General features: G+C 45.2%; 15 protein-coding genes. 11 read left to right on the top strand and 4 right to left on the bottom strand.

Annotated elements, in window-relative coordinates; translation table 11 throughout:
• Positions 1 to 273 precede the first annotated feature (273 nt).
• Positions 274 to 1,833, top strand: coding sequence for an AbgT family transporter (locus tag HC752_RS03095; RefSeq protein WP_190333617.1), 1,560 nt, complete (start codon positions 274 to 276; stop codon positions 1,831 to 1,833).
• A gap of 72 nt (positions 1,834 to 1,905) precedes the next feature.
• Here the strand turns inward: HC752_RS03095 and fghA are convergent, their stop codons facing one another.
• A complete protein-coding gene (gene fghA / locus HC752_RS03100; protein ID WP_190333619.1) occupies positions 1,906 to 2,742 on the bottom strand; it encodes an S-formylglutathione hydrolase in 837 nt (278 codons plus the stop codon).
• Between the two features lie 59 nt (positions 2,743 to 2,801).
• Positions 2,802 to 3,932 carry an S-(hydroxymethyl)glutathione dehydrogenase/class III alcohol dehydrogenase gene (locus tag HC752_RS03105; RefSeq protein WP_190333621.1) on the bottom strand — a complete coding sequence of 377 codons (1,131 nt, stop codon included), beginning with the start codon at positions 3,930 to 3,932 and terminating at the stop codon, positions 2,802 to 2,804.
• A gap of 202 nt (positions 3,933 to 4,134) precedes the next feature.
• Here HC752_RS03105 and HC752_RS03110 point away from each other — a divergent pair, with 202 nt between their 5' ends.
• Positions 4,135 to 5,010, top strand: coding sequence for a LysR substrate-binding domain-containing protein (locus tag HC752_RS03110; protein WP_190333623.1), 876 nt, complete (start codon positions 4,135 to 4,137; stop codon positions 5,008 to 5,010).
• 115 nt (positions 5,011 to 5,125) lie between these two features.
• Positions 5,126 to 5,635 (top strand): tRNA adenosine(34) deaminase TadA, encoded by a 510-nt coding sequence (gene tadA / locus HC752_RS03115; protein ID WP_190333625.1) that lies wholly within the window; start codon positions 5,126 to 5,128, stop codon positions 5,633 to 5,635.
• A gap of 658 nt (positions 5,636 to 6,293) precedes the next feature.
• Here the strand turns inward: tadA and mltF are convergent.
• Positions 6,294 to 7,841 carry a membrane-bound lytic murein transglycosylase MltF gene (gene mltF / locus HC752_RS03120; protein WP_190333852.1) on the bottom strand — a complete coding sequence of 516 codons (1,548 nt, stop codon included), beginning with the start codon at positions 7,839 to 7,841 and terminating at the stop codon, positions 6,294 to 6,296.
• Positions 7,842 to 8,209: 368 nt separating this feature from the next.
• Between mltF and purL the strand changes: the two genes are divergently transcribed.
• Both purL and HC752_RS03130 read left to right on the top strand, forming a co-directional pair.
• On the top strand, positions 8,210 to 12,118 hold the full coding sequence (gene purL / locus HC752_RS03125; RefSeq protein WP_190333626.1) for a phosphoribosylformylglycinamidine synthase: 3,909 nt from the start codon (positions 8,210 to 8,212) through the stop codon (positions 12,116 to 12,118).
• A gap of 179 nt (positions 12,119 to 12,297) precedes the next feature.
• Positions 12,298 to 12,615 carry a DUF3622 domain-containing protein gene (locus HC752_RS03130; protein ID WP_190333628.1) on the top strand — a complete coding sequence of 106 codons (318 nt, stop codon included), beginning with the start codon at positions 12,298 to 12,300 and terminating at the stop codon, positions 12,613 to 12,615.
• A 103-nt stretch (positions 12,616 to 12,718) separates the two neighbouring features.
• Here HC752_RS03130 and HC752_RS03135 read toward each other — a convergent pair whose 3' ends face one another.
• On the bottom strand, positions 12,719 to 14,191 hold the full coding sequence (locus HC752_RS03135) for a beta-Ala-His dipeptidase (protein WP_190333629.1): 1,473 nt from the start codon (positions 14,189 to 14,191) through the stop codon (positions 12,719 to 12,721).
• A 1,082-nt stretch (positions 14,192 to 15,273) separates the two neighbouring features.
• Here HC752_RS03135 and HC752_RS03140 point away from each other — a divergent pair.
• From HC752_RS03140 to HC752_RS03165, 6 genes are all read left to right on the top strand, one after another.
• The gene (locus tag HC752_RS03140; protein WP_190333631.1) at positions 15,274 to 16,569 is read left to right on the top strand and encodes an NCS2 family permease; all 1,296 of its coding nucleotides are present in this window, start codon (positions 15,274 to 15,276) and stop codon (positions 16,567 to 16,569) included.
• Between the two features lie 28 nt (positions 16,570 to 16,597).
• On the top strand, positions 16,598 to 17,053 hold the full coding sequence (gene gpt / locus HC752_RS03145; protein ID WP_190333633.1) for a xanthine phosphoribosyltransferase: 456 nt from the start codon (positions 16,598 to 16,600) through the stop codon (positions 17,051 to 17,053).
• 134 nt (positions 17,054 to 17,187) lie between these two features.
• Positions 17,188 to 18,435, top strand: a complete 1,248-nt coding sequence (gene frsA / locus HC752_RS03150; protein WP_190333853.1) for an esterase FrsA — start codon at positions 17,188 to 17,190, stop codon at positions 18,433 to 18,435.
• A 158-nt stretch (positions 18,436 to 18,593) separates the two neighbouring features.
• Complete coding sequence (gene crl, locus HC752_RS03155; RefSeq protein ID WP_190333635.1) at positions 18,594 to 18,983, top strand: sigma factor-binding protein Crl; 390 nt, start codon at positions 18,594 to 18,596, stop codon at positions 18,981 to 18,983.
• A gap of 142 nt (positions 18,984 to 19,125) precedes the next feature.
• Positions 19,126 to 20,265, top strand: coding sequence for a glutamate 5-kinase (proB, locus tag HC752_RS03160; protein WP_190333636.1), 1,140 nt, complete (start codon positions 19,126 to 19,128; stop codon positions 20,263 to 20,265).
• 17 nt (positions 20,266 to 20,282) lie between these two features.
• On the top strand, positions 20,283 to 21,533 hold the full coding sequence (locus HC752_RS03165; RefSeq protein ID WP_190333638.1) for a glutamate-5-semialdehyde dehydrogenase: 1,251 nt from the start codon (positions 20,283 to 20,285) through the stop codon (positions 21,531 to 21,533).
• The last annotated feature ends 137 nt before the right edge of the window (positions 21,534 to 21,670 follow it).

The following is a 21,670-nucleotide window of genomic DNA, read 5'->3' on the forward strand; positions in this document are numbered from 1 at the left end:
AATTCACCAAGTAAATGTTCGAAACTCAAACATCACCGCACTACAAAAGAGTTAACGTTCCTGTAGCGCTTTTATTTTGTGCCAGTTACAAGGTTGGTTGTGGTTTGTTGTTTATTTGTAAATAAACTGAAAATAATTGTCTGAGATTATGAAATTGTTTGGTTTTTTGTGCTTTTATAATGCAGTTCTAATAGAATACTTTATCGAGAAGTGAGTGATATAGAACGAAATAAATAGCTCGTTGAAAACAACATCTGATATATGGAGTTACCCATGAGTAACCAAGCTGTTAAGCAGGTTCAACCATCCCAACCGTCGGGAATGGACCGATTTTTGAATTTTATCGAACGCGCTGGTAACAAGATCCCTGATCCAGCAATCTTGTTTTTTTGGGCGCTAGTGATTGTTTGGGTGTCATCGGCATTACTTTCTAATGTTTCCTTTGATCTGATGAACCCTCGCACTGGCGAAGCACTGGAAATCAGCAACCTACTCACCGGTGAAGCGCTTGCGAGTTTCCTTGCGAATATGGTGACAACGTTCACGAGTTTTGCCCCTCTGGGTATTGTGTTAGTGGCGATGCTGGGAGTAGGTGTTGCGGACTCTTCGGGCTTCATTACCACTGGCTTAAAGAAGATGCTGAATTTCACGCCAGCGAAGCTATTAACACCGATGCTTATTTTGGTTGCGATTGTGTCTCACACCGCTGCCGATGCAGGCTACGTACTTGTGATTCCACTGGGCGGTATTATTTTCCATGCAGCGGGACGTCATCCTCTCGCAGGTATCGCTGCGGCATTTGCAGGTGTGTCTGGCGGCTTTTCTGCGAACTTTATTCCGTCGGGTATCGATCCTTTGCTGGCTGGCTTTACCCAAACGGCAGCACAAGTCTTGGATGAAAGCTACGTGGTGAATCCGTTAGCGAATATCTTCTTTACTGGGTTCTCGTCTGTCATCATTGTTGCGATTGGTTGGTATGTTACCGAGAAAATCATTGAGCCTCGTTTAGCCAATACTCCTGTTGATGAAGATGCGGAAGAAGCACCCGATTTGGGGTCGTTTTCTGCAACAGAATCGAAAGCCTTCCGTTATGCTGGTTGGGCGATGTTGGCGGGGATTGCTTTGTTGGTTCTTGCCCTTATTCCGGAAAACTCAGCATTGCGCTCACCTGAAGGTGAATTAACCGCATTCTCTGCGCCTGTAATGAAATCGATCGTGCCGTTGATTTTCATCCTATTTATTATCCCCGGCATTGTTTATGGTCGTGTGGCTGGTACGTTCAAAAGCAGTAACGACGTGATTAAAGCCATGTCCGATACCATGGCGACGATGGGCGCTTACATTGTGATGTCGTTTTTCTGCGCGCAGTTCTTGGCGGCATTTGGTCAGTCCAATATTGGTACCATGCTTGCGCTTTACGGTGCTGAAGGGTTAAAGGCGCTTGAATTACCAGGGCAAGCCACCATCGTCGGTATGATTCTCCTAACCGCATTTGTCAACTTGCTGGTGGGGTCGGCATCCGCTAAGTGGGCGTTAATTGGTCCTATTTTGGTGCCAATGCTGATGGCGGTGGGGATTTCTCCTGAGTTATCTCAGGCGGCGTATCGTGTGGGGGACTCCGTCTCCAACATTATTTCACCGCTTATGGTGTTCTTCCCACTTGTGGTGGTTTACTGCCAGCGTTACGTGAAATCAACGGGTATTGGTACGTTGGCTTCTCTAATGATGCCGTTCTCCATCGCGATGCTGATCGGGTGGACAATCTTCTTACTAGCCTATTGGGCATTAGGGATACCTCTTGGTATTCAAGCGCCTTACACGTATACGATGTAATTTTTAGCGTCGTAAACATTGGAAACCCAGCTTATTGCTGGGTTTTCTTTTTATAAACGCTTTGGATGAACACTATTTAAGGTAGCGAGCGTGAAATGCTATGTGTTCTTCGATGAAGCTTTGTATGAAGAAGTAGCTGTGGTCATAGCCATCTTGCATTCTAAAAACGATATTGTCGTGCCGCTTGGCGATGCCTTGAAACGCATCCGGTTTTAGCTGTTCTTCAAGGAAGGAATCCGCACTCCCTTGATCTATCAGAATCGGCGGTACGTTTTCTGCTGTGCTCAGCAATTCGCAGCTGTCGTAGCGCGACCAGTTGGCTTTATCGTCTCCTAAGTATAGGGTGAATGCTTTGATGCCCCAGGGGCAATTCATAGGGTTGGTAATTGGGCTGAACGCAGAAATGGATCGGTAAGAGCCACCATTCTTTAACCCAATGCTGAGTGCGCCGTGTCCACCCATGCTGTGCCCTGCAATGGACTTTCTTGTGTTGACCTGGAAATTGGCTTCAATTAATGCAGGAAGCTCTTTCACCACATAATCGTACATATGGTAGTGCGAACACCAAGGCTCTTGCGTCGCATTAAGGTAAAACCCCGCACCCAACCCAAAGTCGTAAGCCTCTTCAGGGTCGTCTGGTACGCCTTCGCCTCTAGGGCTGGTGTCTGGCGCGACAATGGCAATGCCAAGTTCTGCCGCTTGCCGAAATGCGGCGGCTTTTTGCATGAAGTTTTCGTCGGTGCACGTCAACCCAGATAACCAGTACAGGACTGGTACTGGCTCAGATTGGGCTTGTGGAGGTAAAAAAATGGCGAATCGCATTTCACAATGGACAGTGTCGGACTGATGGGTAAATTGTTTGTGCCAGCCGCCATGGACTTTTACGGCGCTGATTTCAGTAATAGCCATGTATGGAGGTTCCCAATGAGAAACAGAGCGGCATACCGCTCTGCTAGGTTAAAGAATAATTACTTATCGAAATGAACGACAGAGCGGATACTTTCACCTTTATGCATGAGATCAAAGGCGTTGTTGATGTCATCCAGCCCCATTGTGTGGGTGATGAATTCTTGCAAGCCAAATTCACCAGCCATGTATCGCTCTACAATGCCCGGTAATTCCGAGCGACCTTTCACACCACCAAATGCACTGCCACGCCATACACGCCCTGTCACTAATTGGAATGGGCGAGTAGCGATCTCTTGGCCTGCGCCAGCAACACCAATGATGACGGATTCTCCCCAACCTTTATGGCAACACTCAAGTGCAGAGCGCATAACGTTGACGTTGCCAATGCATTCGAATGAAAAATCGACGCCACCATCAGTCATTTCGACAATGACTTCTTGAATCGGTTTGTCGTGGTGCTGAGGGTTAATGCAATCTGTTGCACCCAGTTTCTTGGCGAGGTCAAATTTACTTTCATTGATATCTATACCAATGATGCGGCTTGCGCCAGCCATGGTGGCACCAATGATGGCGGATAGACCAATGCCACCCAGCCCGAAGATCGCAACCGTATCGCCTTTTTGCACTTTTGCGGTGTTGAGCACGGCCCCCATACCTGTGGTGACGCCACAGCCCAGTAAACAGACTTCTTCGAGCGGGGCGTCAGCATTCACTTTTGCTAGAGAAATTTCAGGCAACACGGTGTATTCCGAAAATGTCGAACACCCCATGTAATGGAATATAGGCTCACCGTCTTTATAAAAACGGGTCGTGCCATCAGGCATCAAACCTTTCCCTTGAGTTTCTCGAACCGCTTGGCACAAGTTTGTTTTTCCCGACGTACAGAACTTACATTCGCCACACTCTGCGGTATAAAGAGGGATGACGTGGTCACCCACTTCAACGCTGGTGACGCCTTCCCCAACCATTTCAACAATCCCACCGCCTTCGTGACCCAAAATAGAGGGGAAGATGCCTTCGGGATCGTCGCCTGACAAAGTAAATGCGTCGGTGTGGCAAACACCAGTCGCAACAATTTTCACCAGAACTTCGCCCGCTTTTGGCAGCATGACATCAACTTCTTCAATAGACAGTGGTTGATTTGGTCCCCACGCGACGGCTGCGCGCGATTTAATAAATTGTTCAGACATGTTTGTACCCTTAAGTAATCACGATGGTCGCCAATAGGTTGACGTGAGAATATCTCTAACTCAGAGAACATCCTAGCTTATAGAGTGTGTTGGCGAGGTATGGTCTGGATCTTAATTGATTTATTTGAATTGATAATCTGGGTAAAATGAAAATTACTATTACATATTTGTAATAATCAAATTTTGTATTGAGGCACTCAAAATGGACCAATGGGAAGGGGTCACAGAGTTTGTCGCTGTGGCGGAGCAAGAAAGCTTTACACTTTCAGCTCAAAAATTATCAACATCAGTCGCACAAGTGAGCCGAAAAATTGCGCGTTTAGAAAAGCGTTTGGCCATAAAGCTTCTCTTAAGAACCACGCGTAGAGTTACGTTGACCGATGCCGGAAAAGTGTATTATCAACATTGTCGTCATTTGGTGGATGGGCTTGAGTTTGCAGAAGAAGCCGTGACCGAACTTCAAACCACCCTTAAAGGGAAAATCAAACTAACGGCTCCGGTAACGTATGGGGAGCAGATGCTAGCCCCTTTGTTGAATGAATTTTTGGTCGAATACCCCGAAGTTGAATTGGACTTCCACCTTTCTAACCAGAAGTTGGACATGTTGGAGCACGGTTTTGATTTGGCTATTCGCCTTGGGCATTTAGGCGACTCTACCTACATAGCCAAGCGGTTAGGCGTTCGCCAAATGCACGTATGCGCCAGCCCAGCTTACCTAGAGCAATTTGGTGAACCTCGATCTTTAATTGAGCTTTCCCAGCATCAATGCTTAATCGGAAACCACCCCTACTGGCGATTTATTGAAAATGGTCATAAAAGGCAGCTATCGGTTGAAGGGCGAATGAAGTGCGACAGCGGGCGCGTATTGATCGATTCGGCGCTCAAAGGGATCGGCATCGTTCAATTGCCCGATTACTACGTTCACCCCTATATGGCAACCGGAGAACTGGTGGAATTGCTTACCGATTTTCGTGATACCAAAGAGGGGATTTGGGCGCTGTACCCTAATAATCGATATTTATCTTCTAAAGTGCGTTTACTCATCGACTTTTTGACCGACCGTTTGTCTGCGTATTAAAAGCGTATCGTTAAGTGTTGTTTAAACTCGCTTGCGGGCATCCGAGCTTATATAATCCGCGCTTGTGCCCCACATATCATTCGAATTGCAACATTAATGAGCCTAGAGAGAAAACGTGTCTTTTAGTGAACAAGATGAACAATTTATGCGACGAGCTATCGAGCTCGCTCAGCAAGCTGAACGGGAAGGTGAAGTCCCTGTTGGTGCTGTATTGGTAAAAGATGGCGATGTGATTGCCGAAGGCTGGAATCGTTCGATAGGGCAACATGACGCAACGGCACATGCGGAAGTGCAAGTACTGCGTAAAGCGGGTAACGAATTGGGAAACTACCGACTGCTCGATACTACTTTGTACGTCACGTTAGAGCCTTGCCCTATGTGCGCAGGGGCACTGCTCCATAGCCGAGTGAAAAGAGTTGTATACGGTGCGCCAGATTTGAAAGCGGGCGCAGCTGGCACAGTACTAAACTTGTTTGAAAGCCAAGCGTCGTATCACTATGCGACAATAGAGTCAGGGTTACTTGAGCAAGAGTGTAGAGAGCAGCTACAGAGTTTTTTTAAACGTCGACGGAAAGAAAAGAAAGCGTTAAAAGAAGGGAAATCTGATGGCAAACATCAAGGGTGATGTTTGCCGTTTAGAAACAACTGTATCTTCAATATCAAGGCTCTAAGCAAAGAGCAAAAGCCTTGCTACGCCAAATAACTTTTTTCTTGTTATTAGCAAGCATGCGCTTACGACGATTGGAAGAAACAGCTTTTTGTAGCAGTCGCTTAGACGACTTTCTTTTGGAGAACATATCTTCTCTCCTCTACCAAGCTAACAATAACGGCGCTGTTATTTTTTTCTGGCACCGCCCAATACTCCTTTCACCAATACTAGCTTTCTTTTTACTAGCGATGCTTTTGGCTAAAAATGATATCTTTGCTAAAAGCGACATCTTTAGTGAACAGAGAGTTTTCGTTTATAGCGAAACCGAGTTTTCTTTATATGACGAAACTAAGTTTTCTCTTACTACGAAACCAAATTATAAGACTCGATTGTGACGAGTTGATGACATGACAGCAATGAATGTCATCATTGTTTAATGTAAGGGCGATTGCTCGGTTTTTCAAGTCGTGTGATATTTTACAAAAAAGCCTGAATAGAAAAAGGGTTAAGGCGCTTAATCGTTGAGGAAAGAAGTATTGCTTCTAAGAATACATTCGACCCTGAGAAAGTCAAAATGGGGCTCTAGAGTGACCAGAGCCCTGTGGCATTCAAGAAAGTGAATTGCTTTCAGGCATTATTTCTTCGCTTCTTCTGGTTTTTCGCTCTCTTTTTCTTCTGACGGTTTGCTTTGTTGCTCGTTCGAATCCGCACCTAATGTTGCTTCTGATCCTGAAACCGAGGGTTGAGCGGAAGAGAGTGGGACATCAATGACTTGAAGATCATTAATGTTGATCTCTTCACTTGCAATGCGCCGTTTATCGATGTGACCAATGATCGATTGGTAATAGCGACGAATGTTTTCTACGTAGTTCCTAGCCTCGTCGCCCCGCGCATAGCCGTAACGTGTTTTACTATAGAATTCCTTTTTACGTAGCAGTGGTAGACGATCTTTCACATCCGCCCAAGAGTCTGGATCGCCACCTTGGCGCTTGGTTAAACGGCGCGCATCCATCATATGACCGTAGCCTATATTGTAGGAAGCCAGAGCAAACCAAATTTTTTCATGTTCCGAAATGGAATCTGGAACTCGACCCACAATGCGCCTTAAGTATTCGACGCCACCACGCACGGATTGATCGGGATCGAGTCGGTTTTTTACCCCAACACTTTTGGCCGTGGGTAGGGTCAACATCATCATACCCCGAACCCCCGTTGGTGATTTTGCCAATGGATTCCAGTGGGATTCCTGGTAGGCCAAAGCGGCGATCAAGCGCCAGTCGAACTCGTTTGAGTGCTTTTTAAACAATGCTTCCCATTTTGGTAGTTTACTATCCAATGCTCGAATAAAGGCTCGGGTATCGACAAAGTCAAAACTTTCTACGTGTCCCAAATACTTCTCTTCTAATCGGGCTAAGTCTCCAGACTGCTTAAGTAATCCAAAAAATTCAATCAGAAGTGCATACAGGCTTTCATCATCGCTGCGCCGCATGTACCAAGAAATGGGTTGATCTTCCGTTAGCTCAAACGCCAGTGCCAAAGAAGGGTAGAGACGTTGAGAAAGTGATAACTCGACAGAATCTGCCATTGTCAGTGCCAGCTCACCGTTATAGACCTTTTGAAGCAGGTCGTTTACATCCGCATTGCTTTCATCTCGGTAAATCAAGCCGGGCTTTTCTTTTTGCAGCGCTTTTAATGTGCGTTCAAAGTGAGAATCTTTCACCACCACAATTGGGATTTGCTTCTCAATCAATTGATCAACGTTACGTGGTCGCCAGGAACCCTTTTTGTACACCACTTGCTGAGACACGTAGTAGTATGCCGGCCCCGCTCTAAACAACTTCAACCTTTCTGGGGTTTGGCTGAGACCTGCGGCAATCATATCAATCTCGCCACGTTCTAATGCGGGGAATAACTCCGCTAAACGATAAGCGGGTTTCATTTCCAATTTGACACCCAGTTCGTCAGCAAATCGCTTTGCCAGCTCAAAATCGAGCCCAGTTGGACCATCGGGACCAATATAGTAAGAGAGCTGATTATTCAGTGTGCCGACTCTTAGCGTACCCCTTTCTCTGATCTGCTCGAGTTCACTTTTTGGGTTAGACTCTATCTGGCAGCCAGATAACACAACGCTTATCAAATAGATAAAAGCGAATCTTCTGAGCCAAACGAATGGGGAAATAATACTCAAAACAGTTTACTCATACCGGAATTCAGCTCTCTTTATATCAAAGCAGGCCACTAGGGCAAAGCGGCAATAAAAAAAAGAGTAAAAAAGCACGAGATGGTAAGAGAAGAAAAGCAACAAACCTTGGCTCCAAATGACCTCAAAACATTAGGTTTCTAGCACGTAGCTTCGCTTTTTGGCGATGCAATGAATTGATGTGTTAAAAAAAGCGCAAACGGTTGCTATTTGTGGTTACGTCACAGATTTTTTCCTCTATAATACGCCCGCAAATGCGAGGTGAAATTGGTATAGGTTTCAGGGTGGCTTGTAACTCTTTGAATTTATTGCAATATCACCTTAACTAACTGCATAAGAGACCTAAGCACATGAGAATTTTGCGTGGCTCCCCAGCTCTTTCTGAGTTTCGTGTTAACAAATTACTTGAACTTTGTCGTGAACAAAGCCTGCCAGTAACAGGTATTTACGCTGAGTTTATGCACTTTGCTGACCTAACAGCAGATCTAGATGCGTCTGAATTAGGCAAACTAGAAAAATTGCTGACTTACGGTCCGACGATCGAAGAGCACGAGCCTGAAGGTCTTCTACTTCTCGCGACTCCACGTCCGGGTACTATCTCTCCGTGGTCTTCCAAATCCACCGATATTGCTATTAATTGTGGTCTAGACAAAGTGAAGCGTCTGGAGCGTGGTACAGCTTATTATATCGAAACCTCGGAAACACTTTCTGAAGAGCAAACTCAAGCCGTTAAAGCCTTGATTCACGATCGTATGATGGAATCGGTGTTCACAGATCTTGATGCGGCATCTGCATTGTTTACTGTTGCTGAGCCTGCACCTGTTGCTGACGTTGACATCTTAGCGGGCGGTCGTGCTGCACTTGAGGAGGCAAACGTTTCACTGGGTCTTGCACTGGCTGAGGACGAAATTGACTACTTGGTCGAAAACTTCACTAAGCTTGGTCGTAACCCGAACGACATTGAATTGATGATGTTTGCACAAGCGAACTCTGAGCACTGTCGTCACAAGATCTTTAATGCAGATTGGACGATTGATGGTGTTGCTCAAGAAAAATCTCTGTTTAAGATGATCAAAAACACATTTGAAACGACGCCTGACCATGTTTTGTCTGCTTATAAAGATAATGCAGCGGTCATGACGGGGTCTAAAGTCGGTCGTTTCTTCCCAGATCCAGAGTCTCGCCAATACAACTACCATCATGAAGATACCCATATTTTGATGAAGGTGGAAACACACAACCACCCAACGGCGATTTCTCCGTGGCCAGGTGCTTCTACTGGTTCTGGTGGTGAAATCCGTGATGAAGGCGCAACGGGTATCGGTGGCAAGCCGAAAGCGGGTTTGGTGGGTTTTACAACATCGAATCTTCGTATTCCGGGTTACGAGCAACCTTGGGAAACCGATTTTGGTAAGCCAGGTCGTATCGTTACCGCACTCGACATTATGCTAGAAGGTCCACTCGGTGGTGCAGCGTTCAACAACGAATTTGGTCGTCCTAACTTACTAGGTTACTTCCGTACCTACGAAGAAAAAGTCACGTCTCATGCTGGTGAAGAAATACGCGGTTACCACAAGCCAATCATGATTGCCGGTGGTATGGGTAACATTCGTGATGAGCACGTTCAGAAGAAAGAGATCCCTGTCGGAGCGAAGCTTATCGTACTGGGTGGTCCTGCTATGAACATTGGTCTTGGCGGTGGTGCGGCTTCTTCTATGGCTTCTGGTCAATCGGCTGAAGACCTAGATTTCGCTTCGGTACAGCGCGAAAACCCAGAAATGGAGCGTCGCTGTCAGGAAGTGATCGATCGTTGTTGGCAACTGGGTAACGACAACCCAATCGCATTTATCCATGATGTGGGCGCAGGCGGTATTTCCAATGCGCTTCCTGAGCTTTGTGATGATGGTGAGCGTGGGGGTAAATTCCAGTTACGTGATGTGCCAAATGACGAATTGAGCATGAGCCCACTTGAAATTTGGTGTAATGAATCTCAAGAGCGTTATGTTATGGCGGTTGCGCCGGAAAATATGGCGACATTCGAAGCGATTTGTAAGCGTGAGCGCGCGCCTTACGCAATCGTGGGTGTGGCAACAGAGGAGCGCCATCTAACACTGGAAGATTCTCACTTCGACAACACACCAATCGATATGCCAATGGATATTCTGCTTGGCAAAACACCTAAAATGCATCGTGAAGCGCAAACGTTGAAAGTAGAAAGTCCAGCAATTTGCCGTGAAGGCATTGAGCTAAACGAAGCAGTCGATCGGGTTCTTCGTCTACCTACTGTGGCAGAAAAAACATTCCTTATCACCATTGGTGACCGTTCAGTAACGGGCTTGGTTGCTCGTGACCAAATGGTAGGACCTTGGCAGGTGCCAGTGGCAAACTGTGCCGTTACTGCGGCGAGCTACGACTCTTACCATGGTGAAGCCATGTCGATGGGGGAGCGTACGCCAGTTGCACTTCTGGATTTTGGTGCATCGGCGCGTTTGGCGGTAGGCGAGTCTTTAACCAATATTGCAGCGACCGACATTGGTGACATTAAACGTATCAAACTTTCGGCGAACTGGATGTCTCCAGCGGGTCACCCAGGGGAAGATGCTGGTTTGTATGAAGCCGTGAAAGCCGTGGGTGAGGAACTTTGTCCGGCATTGGGTCTAACCATTCCTGTTGGTAAAGACTCCATGTCGATGAAAACCAAGTGGAATGACAATGGTGAAGACAAAGAAGTGACTTCACCCCTGTCACTGGTTATTACGGCATTTGGTCGTGTGGAAGACGTTCGTAAGACGGTGACTCCTCAACTACGTACTGACAAAGGTGAATCTTCACTGGTACTTGTTGACCTTGGCAACGGTAAGAACCGTTTAGGTGCTACGGCATTGGCGCAGGTTTACAAGCAATTGGGCGACAAGCCCGCGGACGTAGACAACGCAGAGCAATTGAAAGGCTTCTTTGATGCGATGCAAAACCTTGTCCGTGAAGACAAGCTGGTGGCGTATCATGATAAAGGCGACGGTGGTTTGTTTGTCACTCTAGCGGAAATGGCGTTTGCGGGCCACTGTGGTGTACGCGCTAACATCGCAGATCTAGGTGATGATACCCTCGCTGTACTATTCAACGAAGAGTTAGGCGCTGTAATTCAGGTCAAAAACGACGACTTGGATACGGTATTGTCTACCCTGGCAGCCAATGGTTTAGAAACATGTTCTCACGTTATTGGTCGCGTAGAGGATTCCGATCACTTTATTATCGCTTCCGGTGATGCGGTTGTGCTTGAGCGTTCACGCATAGAACTTCGTACTATTTGGGCTGAAACCACTCACAAGATGCAAGGGCTACGTGATAACCCTGCATGTGCCGATCAAGAGTTTGCAGCGAAGAAAGACAACTCTGATCCAGGTCTGAACGTTAAATTAAGTTACGACGTGAACGAAGACATTGCAGCACCGTACATTGCTGCTTCTATGGTAAACAAAGGGGCTAAGCCTAAGATGGCTATCTTGCGCGAGCAAGGTGTGAACTCGCATGTTGAAATGGCAGCCGCTTTTGATCGCGCTGGTTTTGAAGCAACCGATATCCACATGAGCGATATTCTAACAGGGCAAGTCGTCTTAGAAGAATACAACGGCTTAGTGGCTTGTGGTGGTTTCTCTTACGGTGATGTGCTGGGTGCTGGGGAAGGCTGGGCTAAGTCAATCTTGTTTAATGAAGAGGCTCGCAGTCAATTTGAAGGTTTCTTTAAGCGGGAAGATACGTTCTCTTTAGGTGTGTGTAATGGATGTCAGATGCTTTCAAACTTAAAAGAACTGATTCCAGGTGCCGATTTGTGGCCTCGATTTGTTCGTAACGAATCGGAGCGTTTTGAAGCGCGTTTCAGTTTGGTGGAAGTTCAGAAGTCTGACTCTGTCTTCTTCGATGGCATGGAAGGTTCCCGTATGCCAATTGCGGTTTCTCACGGTGAAGGTCGTGTTGAAGTTCGTGACAATGAGCATCTGAATGCCATTGAAAATTCAGGCACGATAGCGTTGCGTTACGTTGACAACAACGGTAACCCAACGCAACAGTATCCGAACAACCCGAACGGTTCGCCAAATGCAATTACGGGTCTGACGACATCGGATGGTCGTGTAACGATCATGATGCCTCATCCAGAGCGTGTATTCCGTACCGTGGCTAACTCTTGGTCGCCAGAAGGTTGGGGTGAGAATGGGGCTTGGATGCGGATGTTCCAAAATGCACGTAAGAATGTCGGTTAATTGAGTTTTCGCTAGCAACTGATTCTCAGTTTTCCGAAACCGCCAGAGTGAACGCTCTGGCGGTTTTTTTCGAAATATTGGTGCTGAAAATGTAGAGCAATTTATGTCACTTTATGCTCTAATACCGCGCTTGCCAAGGGATGGCTATATCCCTTTACAAATCCCTTAGGAATATAGAAATGTCGAAAAACAGAAAATTTGCTATCCGTGTGTCTGAGAAGCGCAATAGTTGGACAGCAGAGATCACTCGCCAAGTAACATCGCGTCGTACGGTTGTATCGAAGCGCGAAACCGGATTTGAGTCCGAAGTGTTAGCGAACGAGTGGGCGGAAAAAGCGCTGGCTGAGTTTGTAGAAAACCAAGCGAAACGCAATGATCGTAAAGCTGAAAAACGAAGTGAACGCGAAGCGGCTGCTTTGGTCGTTGCAGAAAAGCTTGCCGCAGAAAAAGCGAAAAAAGCAGCGGAAGAGAAGAAATACATCGCTGACGAAGAGTAATCGAGCTTGCTATCATACCTAAGTGACCCTCGGTTTCTTGAGGTGACTTGAAGATATGAACAAAAAAGGCTGGCACATTGCCAGCCTTTGCTTTTTCTCGACGCTATTTCTTTTCTGGAATTGCTTCCAGTAGCGCGACCATTTGCTCCCAGTATAGAGCAACGGTATCAATTTTCACTTTCTCATCTGGAGAGTGAGGGAATTTGATTGTCGGACCGAAAGACACCATATCCATATCTGGGTAAGGCTCTTTGAACAAACCGCACTCTAAACCGGCATGAATCACCATGATATTCGGCTTATGTCCGTAGATGCCTTCATACATGTCACGGAAGATCGCCATGATTTCCGAATCTGCGTCTGGCTTCCAACCAGGGTAAGCGCCAGAGAAAGATACATCTGCCCCAGCCAATTCTGCGATTGAACGAAGTGTGCTCTCGACTTGCTCTCGACCAGAATCGATCAAAGAACGGATCAAACACAGTACAGTCACCTTATCTTCTTCTGTTGTGATGACGCCAACATTCAAAGACGTTTCTACCACACCTTCTATTTCATCGCTCATACGGATAACACCATTTGGTGCAGCGTTTAGAGCAGAGATGAATCGGAATTGATCCGCCAGCGCGAACACTTTTCCAGCATTCTCTGTTTCTTCATTAAAAGAGACGATACTGGTTTCAGTCTTGCCTAATTCAGATGTGAGCAGTTCAGTATAAGCATTGAAAAGATCGGCTAGTTTTTCTTGATTTTCAGCAGGCACTGCGATTGTCGCAAACGCTTCTCTTGGAATCGCGTTACGAAGGCTCCCACCACGAAAATCGATAAGGCGCAGGTCTAATTCTCGTGCGTGGCTCGCAAGGAAACGGGCAAATAACTTGTTCGCATTGCCACGACCTGTGTGAATATCACAACCAGAGTGACCACCTTTCAAGCCTTTCAGAGTCAGTATTCGAGTTACGTAACCTTCCGGTATGTTTTCGCGCTGGATAGGGAATGTCATTGCACCATCAATACCCCCCGCACAGCCCATGTAAACTTCACCTTCCTGCTCAGAATCTGTGTTGAGAAGGATATCACCTTCCAGCCAGCCAGCTTCTAAACCGAATGCGCCAGTCATGCCTGCTTCTTCATCTACCGTCAGTAAAACTTGAATTGGACCGTGCTTAATGTCGTCTGAAGCAAGCACAGCCAAGCAAGAAGCCATACCAATACCGTTGTCTGAACCTAATGTCGTGCCTTTTGCTGTTACCCATTCACCATCAATGTAGGGTTGGATAGGATCTTTTGTGAAATCATGGTCCGTATCTTCATTTTTTTGAGGAACCATATCGATGTGCGCTTGAAGCACGACCCCTTTTCTATTTTCCATTCCCGGTGTGGCAGGTTTTTTGATAAACACGTTACCTGTTGGATCGCGGCGTACATCCAAGCCTTGCTCGGTTGCCCAATTCATAATGTATTGAGCAAGTTCTTCCTCGTGTTTTGAAGGGTGAGGAATGGAACAAATTTTATCGAAAAACTGCCAAAGTATAGCAGGGGATAATTGGCTGATTTCAGAAGGGAACTCAGACACGGAAAACTCCTTTATTGTTTTGTTGGGCTGACAGGATGACATTTCTTGAAGGTTGATGATAACTGAGCAGATATCGTGTCAGTTATTGGTAATGACCATATTTCATCCTGAACAACTCTGTGACGATGCGCTTAGAATACCATTTCCCATTCAGGTTTACGTAGCAATTCTCAATCTAATCTTTCTTAGGGGCGTAACCAATAATTGGCGGTGTAAAAAGCAGATTGCCATTGGTTCGACTAGTCTTACCTTATTACAGAAAGCAAGTACTAAATGAGTTTCATTGGTGGTATGTCATTATTTGATATTTTTGTAATTTAATTACATGAAATGGTTGATTTGGCGCAATTTAGAGGGATTACTGTGAGCTGAATCGATTTAAATGTTGTAATTATTTTTCTTTCTGGTATATTGGCAACCAACTTCAGTAATGAAGAGAAAATGCTCAAAGGATGAGTCCGTTTATCGCCTCCAAGGAACCGAGAATCAAATTGTGTTTAATTGATTTAAAGGTGATAGCTATGAAAGGTTTACCGTCTGCGATGTTCTGGAATGTACCGTCTATTTACACGAGCAACTTCGCATACCCAACCAGCTTTGGTTACTAGTCATAACCAAATGCACGACTGAACAAATTGTTCACCCCTAAAATTGGAATTAATTTACCATCCCTGTTTTTGCTGTCGGGATAACAAAATTCTACCGCCACTCAACTTGAGTGGCGTTTTTTTATGTCTGCAAAATGTTCATTTTGTGACTTTTGCCTAATATAAGCTTGTAATTTCATAACCTTCCCATTTTTAAATACTACCAATCGCAAATTTCTGGGAAATGTGTTCTTTGTCCAACTATGTGCTCAATTTTAAACCTACAATGATGAACTCTATGCCAACTAGGTATAGAGACGTTTTAAAGGATTAAGTGATTGATATGCATGTAAAAGGTAGCGTAGCTAGCCTTCATTGAGTGTATGGATATTCGAGAGTATTAATTCTAACTAGAATTTGATATTTGATATCTTTATAATTCGCGCCAATCGATTACGCAAACGTTTATTTTACACATTTTTTAGGGATTCGATTATGCTCGAAAGGCTATTTAAACTGAGTGAGCACAACACCAGTGTGCGCACGGAGATCATTGCTGGGGTGACCACTTTTCTCACCATGGCTTACATCATTTTTGTTAACCCAGCGATTTTGTCAGATGCCGGAATGGATCGTGGGTCGGTGTTCGTAGCGACATGCTTAGCGGCTGCCGTTGGGTGTTTCATCATGGGCTTGGTGGCAAATTACCCAATCGCTCAAGCACCAGGTATGGGGTTAAATGCCTTCTTTACTTATTCTGTTGTATTGGGGATGGGGCATACTTGGCAGGTGGCATTAGCTGCGGTGTTTGTTTCTGGTGTTCTATTTATATTACTGAGTATCTTTAAAATCCGCGAATGGATCATCCACTCTATACCGATGTCATTGCGAACGGGCATTTCGGCAGGTATTGGTTTGTTTCTGGCTTTCATCGGTTTGAAAAATGCGGGCATTGTTGTTGATAACCCAGCCACGTTTGTCTCTTTAGGGCAAATCACCTCTCTTCCAGCAGTGCTTGCATCTCTTGGCTTCTTTTTGACCATTGCACTGGTTCATAAAGGTGTAAAAGGCGCAGTCATGATTGCGATTTTAGCTGTGACTGGTCTTGGTTTAGCATTTGGTGATGTTACTTGGGGTGGAGTGGCTTCATGGCCGCCAAGCATTGCACCAACCTTTATGCAATTGGATTTCTCTGCTGTGTTTGAAATCGGCATGATTTCCGTTGTCTTTGCTTTTCTATTTGTGGATTTGTTTGACACCGCAGGTACATTGGTTGGGGTTGCACAAAAAGCCGATCTTATTCAGGAAGATGGCAAGATCCCTCGCTTAAACCGAGCGTTACTTGCGGATTCAACAGCAACGTCGGTTGGTGCTCTGCTGGGGACATCGAATACGACTTCTTACATCGAAAGTGTTTCCGGTGTCGCTGCTGGCGGTCGAACTGGTTTGACTGCGGTTGTGGTTGGCATTTTATTCCTACTTGCTTTATTCTTCTCGCCATTAGCTGGAATGATTCCCGCTTATGCGACAGCAGGTGCGTTATTTTATGTTGCGATATTGATGCTCTCTGGTTTAGTTAGTATCGACTGGCACGATTTAACGGAAGCCGCTCCTGTTGTCGTAACGTGTCTTTTGATGCCACTTACTTTCTCTATTGCTGATGGTATTGCTTTGGGTTTTATCGCCTATGCCGCGATCAAGGCATTGAGCGGTAAAGTGCAAGATGTGTCCCTAAGTGTCTGGGTTATGGCAGCCATTTTCACCATTAAATTCGTTCTTAGCGCAGGCTAAGACCAAGCCGATACAGGTTATAACAATTATGAGTAATAAATTTATCATCACCTGGGACAATATGCAGATGTACTGTCGTCAGCTTGCTGAGCGTCAAATGCCTGCGGAGCAATGGAAAGGCATCATTGGCGTGAGCCGTGGTGGTTTGGTTCCAGCGGCTATTTTGGCTCGTGAACTGGGTATTCGTTACGTTGACACGGTTTGTATTTCGAGTTACGACCATGATCATCAGCGTGATATGTCCGTTTTAAAAGCGCCAGAAGGTGATGGTGAGGGATTCTTGATTGTTGATGATTTGGCGGACAGCGGTGATACCGCTCGCCAGATTAGAGAAATGTATCCAAAAGCGAAGTTGATTACGGTTTGTGCTAAGCCTGCTGGTGTGGATTTGGTTGATGATTATATTGTTGATATTCCACAAGATACTTGGATTGAGCAGCCATGGGACATGACGTTAACATTTGTCAATCCAATCAACAAATAAAGACTTCACTTAGCGTAAATGCTTAAGTAAACACCCAAATTTTTAAAATGACTCTGTATAGGGTCATTTTTTTTATTACTATTAGGGATAGAAATCCCTTATACCATACTGAAAAAGATCCTTGTCTTATGTCCATGCCTGAAGAGCAAATCAGCAAAAACCTTTCAGAAGAATTGTTTCAAAATCATCGTCAAGCGAAAGAAACGTCTGCGCTTGTCCGTTATATGCCAAGCAACGAGAGTTACTTGGATGAGCAAAGAGAAAAGCAAGGTGGGTCTTGGTATCGAACGATCAGACGCATGCAATGGATATGGCAAGGGATCGAGCCATTGGAAATAGAAGAAGTGCTTGCAAGAATCGCCTCTTCAACTCATTCCCGGACTCATGATGAATGGCTGGATACAGTCATGGGGTATCATTCTGGCAACTGGACGTACGAGTGGATTCACCAAGGGATGTTGAATCAAAGAAAAGCAGAGAAATTGAAGGGAGATGAAGCCAGTGATGCCTACTTTAGAGCCAGTTTGTGTTTTAGCATTGCGGGTTACCCACATATTAAAGGGGATAATCTTTCCATTCAGGCTCAGATTTTGGTGCACAAAGCTTACGACTTAGCGATGGAACACAGTTCTTTTGTTACCAAGAACGTCGAAGTCCCTTTTGGTAAGAAAAAAATTAAAGCTCACTTACACCTTCCGCATACCGAAAGGCAATTGCCCGTGGTTATTGTCAGTGGCGGGCTCGATAGCTTGCAATCGGATATGTGGCGTCTGTTTAGAGATTATTTCGCTCCTAATGAGATCGCCATGCTCACTTTAGATATGCCTTCCATTGGTCACAGCAGCCATTGGGATCTAACGGAGGACTCAAGCTGTTTGCATAAAGCTATTCTCGATGAGCTGCCCCGTCTTCCATGGGTCGATCACTTTAAAGTTGGGTTACTTGGTTTCCGTTTTGGTGGAAATGTGGCGATTCGTTTGAGCTTTTTAGAACAAGATAGAATAAAAGCATGCGTTGCTTTGGGGGCTCCTGTTCACGATGTTCTGACTTCGACAGAAAAACTGCTGAAAATGCCAAAAATGTACCTAGATATGCTTTCATCCCGCTTGGGTAAAGAAGTAGTAGATGTGCACAGTTTAGCCGCTCAAATGCGTGCTTGGTCACTTAAAACGCAAGGTTTTTTAACGAACCGAAGAACGCAAGTGCCTATCCTTGCTCTTGGATTGGAAGGGGATCCTATTTCTCCCTATTCAGACAACAAATTGGTCTCAATATTCAGTCATGGAGGCAAAGCAAAGAAAGTGTCCTCTAAGTCAATTTCGAAAGGGTATGAAGAATCCCTATTATTAGCACTTCAATGGCTAAAAGATGAACTAAAATAATGACTTTTGATTCATTTTAGTTAATGATTAATAGGTTAGGCAGAGATAATCCTGCGCTTTATCACTGTCGAATATAGGTGTCGACACTGAATTTCTCACGACGCGTATCTTATAAAACTAAGTTCTTATAAATCTAATAATTGAAATGGAGATTCAATATGGCTGGAAATACTGCGAATCCCACACACTTTCGTTTGTTGTCGGCATTAAAGGCCGTTGGTCCATACTTGCGAGAGAAGGAGTCACAGGAAGGTCATTACTTGTTTGATTGCTTATCTGTTTGTGTTAGTGACAAAAAGTCACCGGAAGAAAGAGAGTTTTGGGGGTGGTGGTTAGAGTTCGATAAGCAAGATGAAGGCTATGTCGCTAATTACAGTTTGGGGCTTTACAATGTTGAAGGGAATTGGGAACCCAAGGTCATACCTAAGAAGGCTCAAGATGAGGTCACCAGAACAATGGAAGACTTTGATAAAAAATTAAAAAAAGCACTCTCAGATCGATTTGAAATTAATTATGAGTTGCATAATGAGTCAGTAGAAGTTAGTTAATTCTCGCATTACCACCCGAAAGCTTGGTGTAACTCGGGTACTCAGTGCATAAAAAGGCGCATTTCTGCGCCTTTTCTTCTTGTTAAAACCTCACTTCATTGTTACAACATCTGTTCTTAGTTTGTTTATAACCAAATTGATAATGACAATGAATCAAAAAAACGGGATAGCCTCCCAAACTCAAACCATCGTTGTAAAGTTAGGAACCAGTGTGCTTACCGGCGGCACTTTGGAGATCAACCGACCCCACATGGTTGAGTTGGTAAGACAGTGTTATGAGCTTAAAAAGCAAGGTCATGCGGTTGTTTTAGTTTCATCTGGTGCAATTGCAGCAGGCAGACAGCACTTAGGCTACCCCTCCTTGCCCAACAACATGTCGAGCAAGCAGTTGCTTGCGGCGGTTGGGCAGAGTCGATTGATCCAAATATGGGAATCGTTGTTTGATCTATTTGGTTTGAAAATCGGTCAAATTCTCCTTACTCGTGCCGATCTTGAAGACAGAGAGCGTTTTCTCAACGCAAGAGATACCGTGAACGCGCTAGTCGACAACAACATTATTCCTATTGTGAATGAAAATGACGCAGTGGCGACATCAGAGATCAAAGTAGGTGATAACGATAACCTCTCAGCACTGGTTGGCATTTTGTGCAGCGCCGACAAATTACTGCTTTTGACCGATCAGCCAGGGCTGTTTACTGCTGACCCTCGCAAAGATCCGAATGCGGAGTTGATAAAAGAGGTGAAGACCATTGATGACACGCTGCGTAACATCGCTGGTGGCAGCGGAACTGCATTGGGTACGGGTGGGATGGCAACCAAACTGCAAGCTGCCGACATTGCGAGAAGAGCAGGCATAGAAGTGATTATTGCCGCAGGCAGCGGGCAAAATGTCATTTTTGATGCCTTAAGTGAACACCCACAAGGTACTCGTTTCTTACCGCTAGAAGAGTCCCTCGAAAATCGCAAACGTTGGATCCTAGCTGGACCAGCAGCATCTGGCGATATTGTCATCGATGAAGGAGCGGTAAACGCCGTGATTACTCGAGGAAGCAGTTTGTTGGCTAAAGGGGTTGTTCAGGTTAGCGGTTCGTTTGCAAGAGGCGAAGTGGCGCGTGTCACCACACCCCAAGGTCAGCTTATTGCAAAAGGCATAACCAGCTACTCAAGTGGTGATTTAGAAAAAATTATTGGAAAACACAGCAAAGATATCAGCGCGATTCTTGGTTATGAGTACGGTGCAGAAGTCATTCACCGAGACGATCTTGTTGTGATTCAAGAGTAGAATTGAGGAGAAAAGTCATGGATTTAACAAATATGGGAAAAGCGGCGAAAGACGCGGCTTTTTACCTTGCCACTGCATCCACTGCCCAGAAAAACCAAGCGCTGGCTATTATTGCTGATGAGCTTGAAGCCAATGAACAAGTCATTCTTGAAGCTAACGCCAAAGATATAGAGCTAGGACGCGAAGCTGGTCTTACAGAAGCGTTGCTCGACCGCCTATTGCTGACAAAAGAAAGGTTGGCAGGTATTGCTAGTGATGTACGTAATGTGATTGGTCTAACCGACCCTGTTGGCAGTGAGTTAGACAGCAAGGTGCTTGAAAATGGCATGTTTCTGACGAAACGCCGTGTGCCACTGGGTGTAGTAGGCGTGATATATGAAGCTCGCCCGAATGTAACCATTGATATTGCAGCGTTATGTGTGAAGACCGGTAATGCCAGTATTTTACGTGGTGGTAAAGAAACCTTTTTCTCCAATATGGAATTAGTCAAAGTGATTCAATCGGCGTTAGAAAAAGCGCAGTTACCAGCAGCATCTGTTCAATATATTGAGCAACCTGATCGTGAATTGGTGTCTCAATTGCTCAAACTTGACCAGTACGTCGATATGATCATTCCACGAGGTGGTGCGGGTTTGCATAAAATGTGTAAAGAGAACAGCACTATTCCAGTCATTATTGGTGGATTTGGTATCAGCCATATTTTTGTGGATGAAAGCGCTGATTTGGATCGCGCATTAGACGTTGTTGAAAATGCGAAAGTTCAGCGTCCATCGGCATGCAACGCTTTGGATACTTTGCTTGTGCATGAAGCGGTTGCTGCGGAGTTCTTACCTAAATTGGTAGAAAAAATGTCCGAAAAAGTCGCATTGGTTGCAGAACCGAAAGCCAAAGTTTTTCTAGCGGATGCGAAAGACTTGCGAGACGCGAAAGAGGGAGACTTTGACACGGAGTGGCTGAGTTTTACTTTGGGTGTGAAAGTCGTCAGCGATCTCGATGAAGCGATACATCACATGCGAGTCCACAATGCGAGTCATTCCGATGCGATCATGTCGAATGATTTAGTGAATACTGAACGTTTCATTAACTCGGTAGATTCTGCTGCGGTATACGTTAATGCATCGACCCGATTTACCGATGGTGCCGAATTTGGTTTAGGTGCAGAAGTGGCGGTTTCAACTCAAAAGCTTCATGCTCGAGGTCCTATGGGGTTAGAAGAATTAACCAGTTACAAATGGGTGGGGAAAGCCAACTATTTATTGCGTAGTTAACAAATTTTACCGCGTAGCTAACAAATTACCGCGTAGCTAATAAATTGCCGCGTAGTTAACAAAAAAGCCGTTTAAGCGTTGATAAGGGCTCCGTGTGAGCCCTTTTTGCTTTTCTCATCCCCTTATATTCCGGTAGA

The organism is Vibrio sp. S9_S30, assembly GCF_014694455.1.
Taxonomy (GTDB): Bacteria; Pseudomonadota; Gammaproteobacteria; order Enterobacterales; family Vibrionaceae; genus Vibrio.

Bases quoted from the DNA above. Each gene is read 5' to 3' on its own strand.
- HC752_RS03140 (WP_190333631.1), top strand. From the start codon at position 15,274: ATGCTCGAAAGGCTATTTAAACTGAGTGAGCACAACACCAGTGTGCGC.
- HC752_RS03110 (WP_190333623.1), top strand. From the start codon at position 4,135: ATGGACCAATGGGAAGGGGTCACAGAGTTTGTCGCTGTGGCGGAGCAA.
- purL (WP_190333626.1), top strand. From the start codon at position 8,210: ATGAGAATTTTGCGTGGCTCCCCAGCTCTTTCTGAGTTTCGTGTTAAC.
- HC752_RS03130 (WP_190333628.1), top strand. From the start codon at position 12,298: ATGTCGAAAAACAGAAAATTTGCTATCCGTGTGTCTGAGAAGCGCAAT.
- crl (WP_190333635.1), top strand. From the start codon at position 18,594: ATGGCTGGAAATACTGCGAATCCCACACACTTTCGTTTGTTGTCGGCA.
- HC752_RS03105 (WP_190333621.1), bottom strand. From the start codon at position 3,932: ATGTCTGAACAATTTATTAAATCGCGCGCAGCCGTCGCGTGGGGACCA.
- gpt (WP_190333633.1), top strand. From the start codon at position 16,598: ATGAGTAATAAATTTATCATCACCTGGGACAATATGCAGATGTACTGT.
- frsA (WP_190333853.1), top strand. From the start codon at position 17,188: ATGCCTGAAGAGCAAATCAGCAAAAACCTTTCAGAAGAATTGTTTCAA.
- fghA (WP_190333619.1), bottom strand. From the start codon at position 2,742: ATGGCTATTACTGAAATCAGCGCCGTAAAAGTCCATGGCGGCTGGCAC.
- HC752_RS03165 (WP_190333638.1), top strand. From the start codon at position 20,283: ATGGATTTAACAAATATGGGAAAAGCGGCGAAAGACGCGGCTTTTTAC.
- proB (WP_190333636.1), top strand. From the start codon at position 19,126: ATGACAATGAATCAAAAAAACGGGATAGCCTCCCAAACTCAAACCATC.
- HC752_RS03095 (WP_190333617.1), top strand. From the start codon at position 274: ATGAGTAACCAAGCTGTTAAGCAGGTTCAACCATCCCAACCGTCGGGA.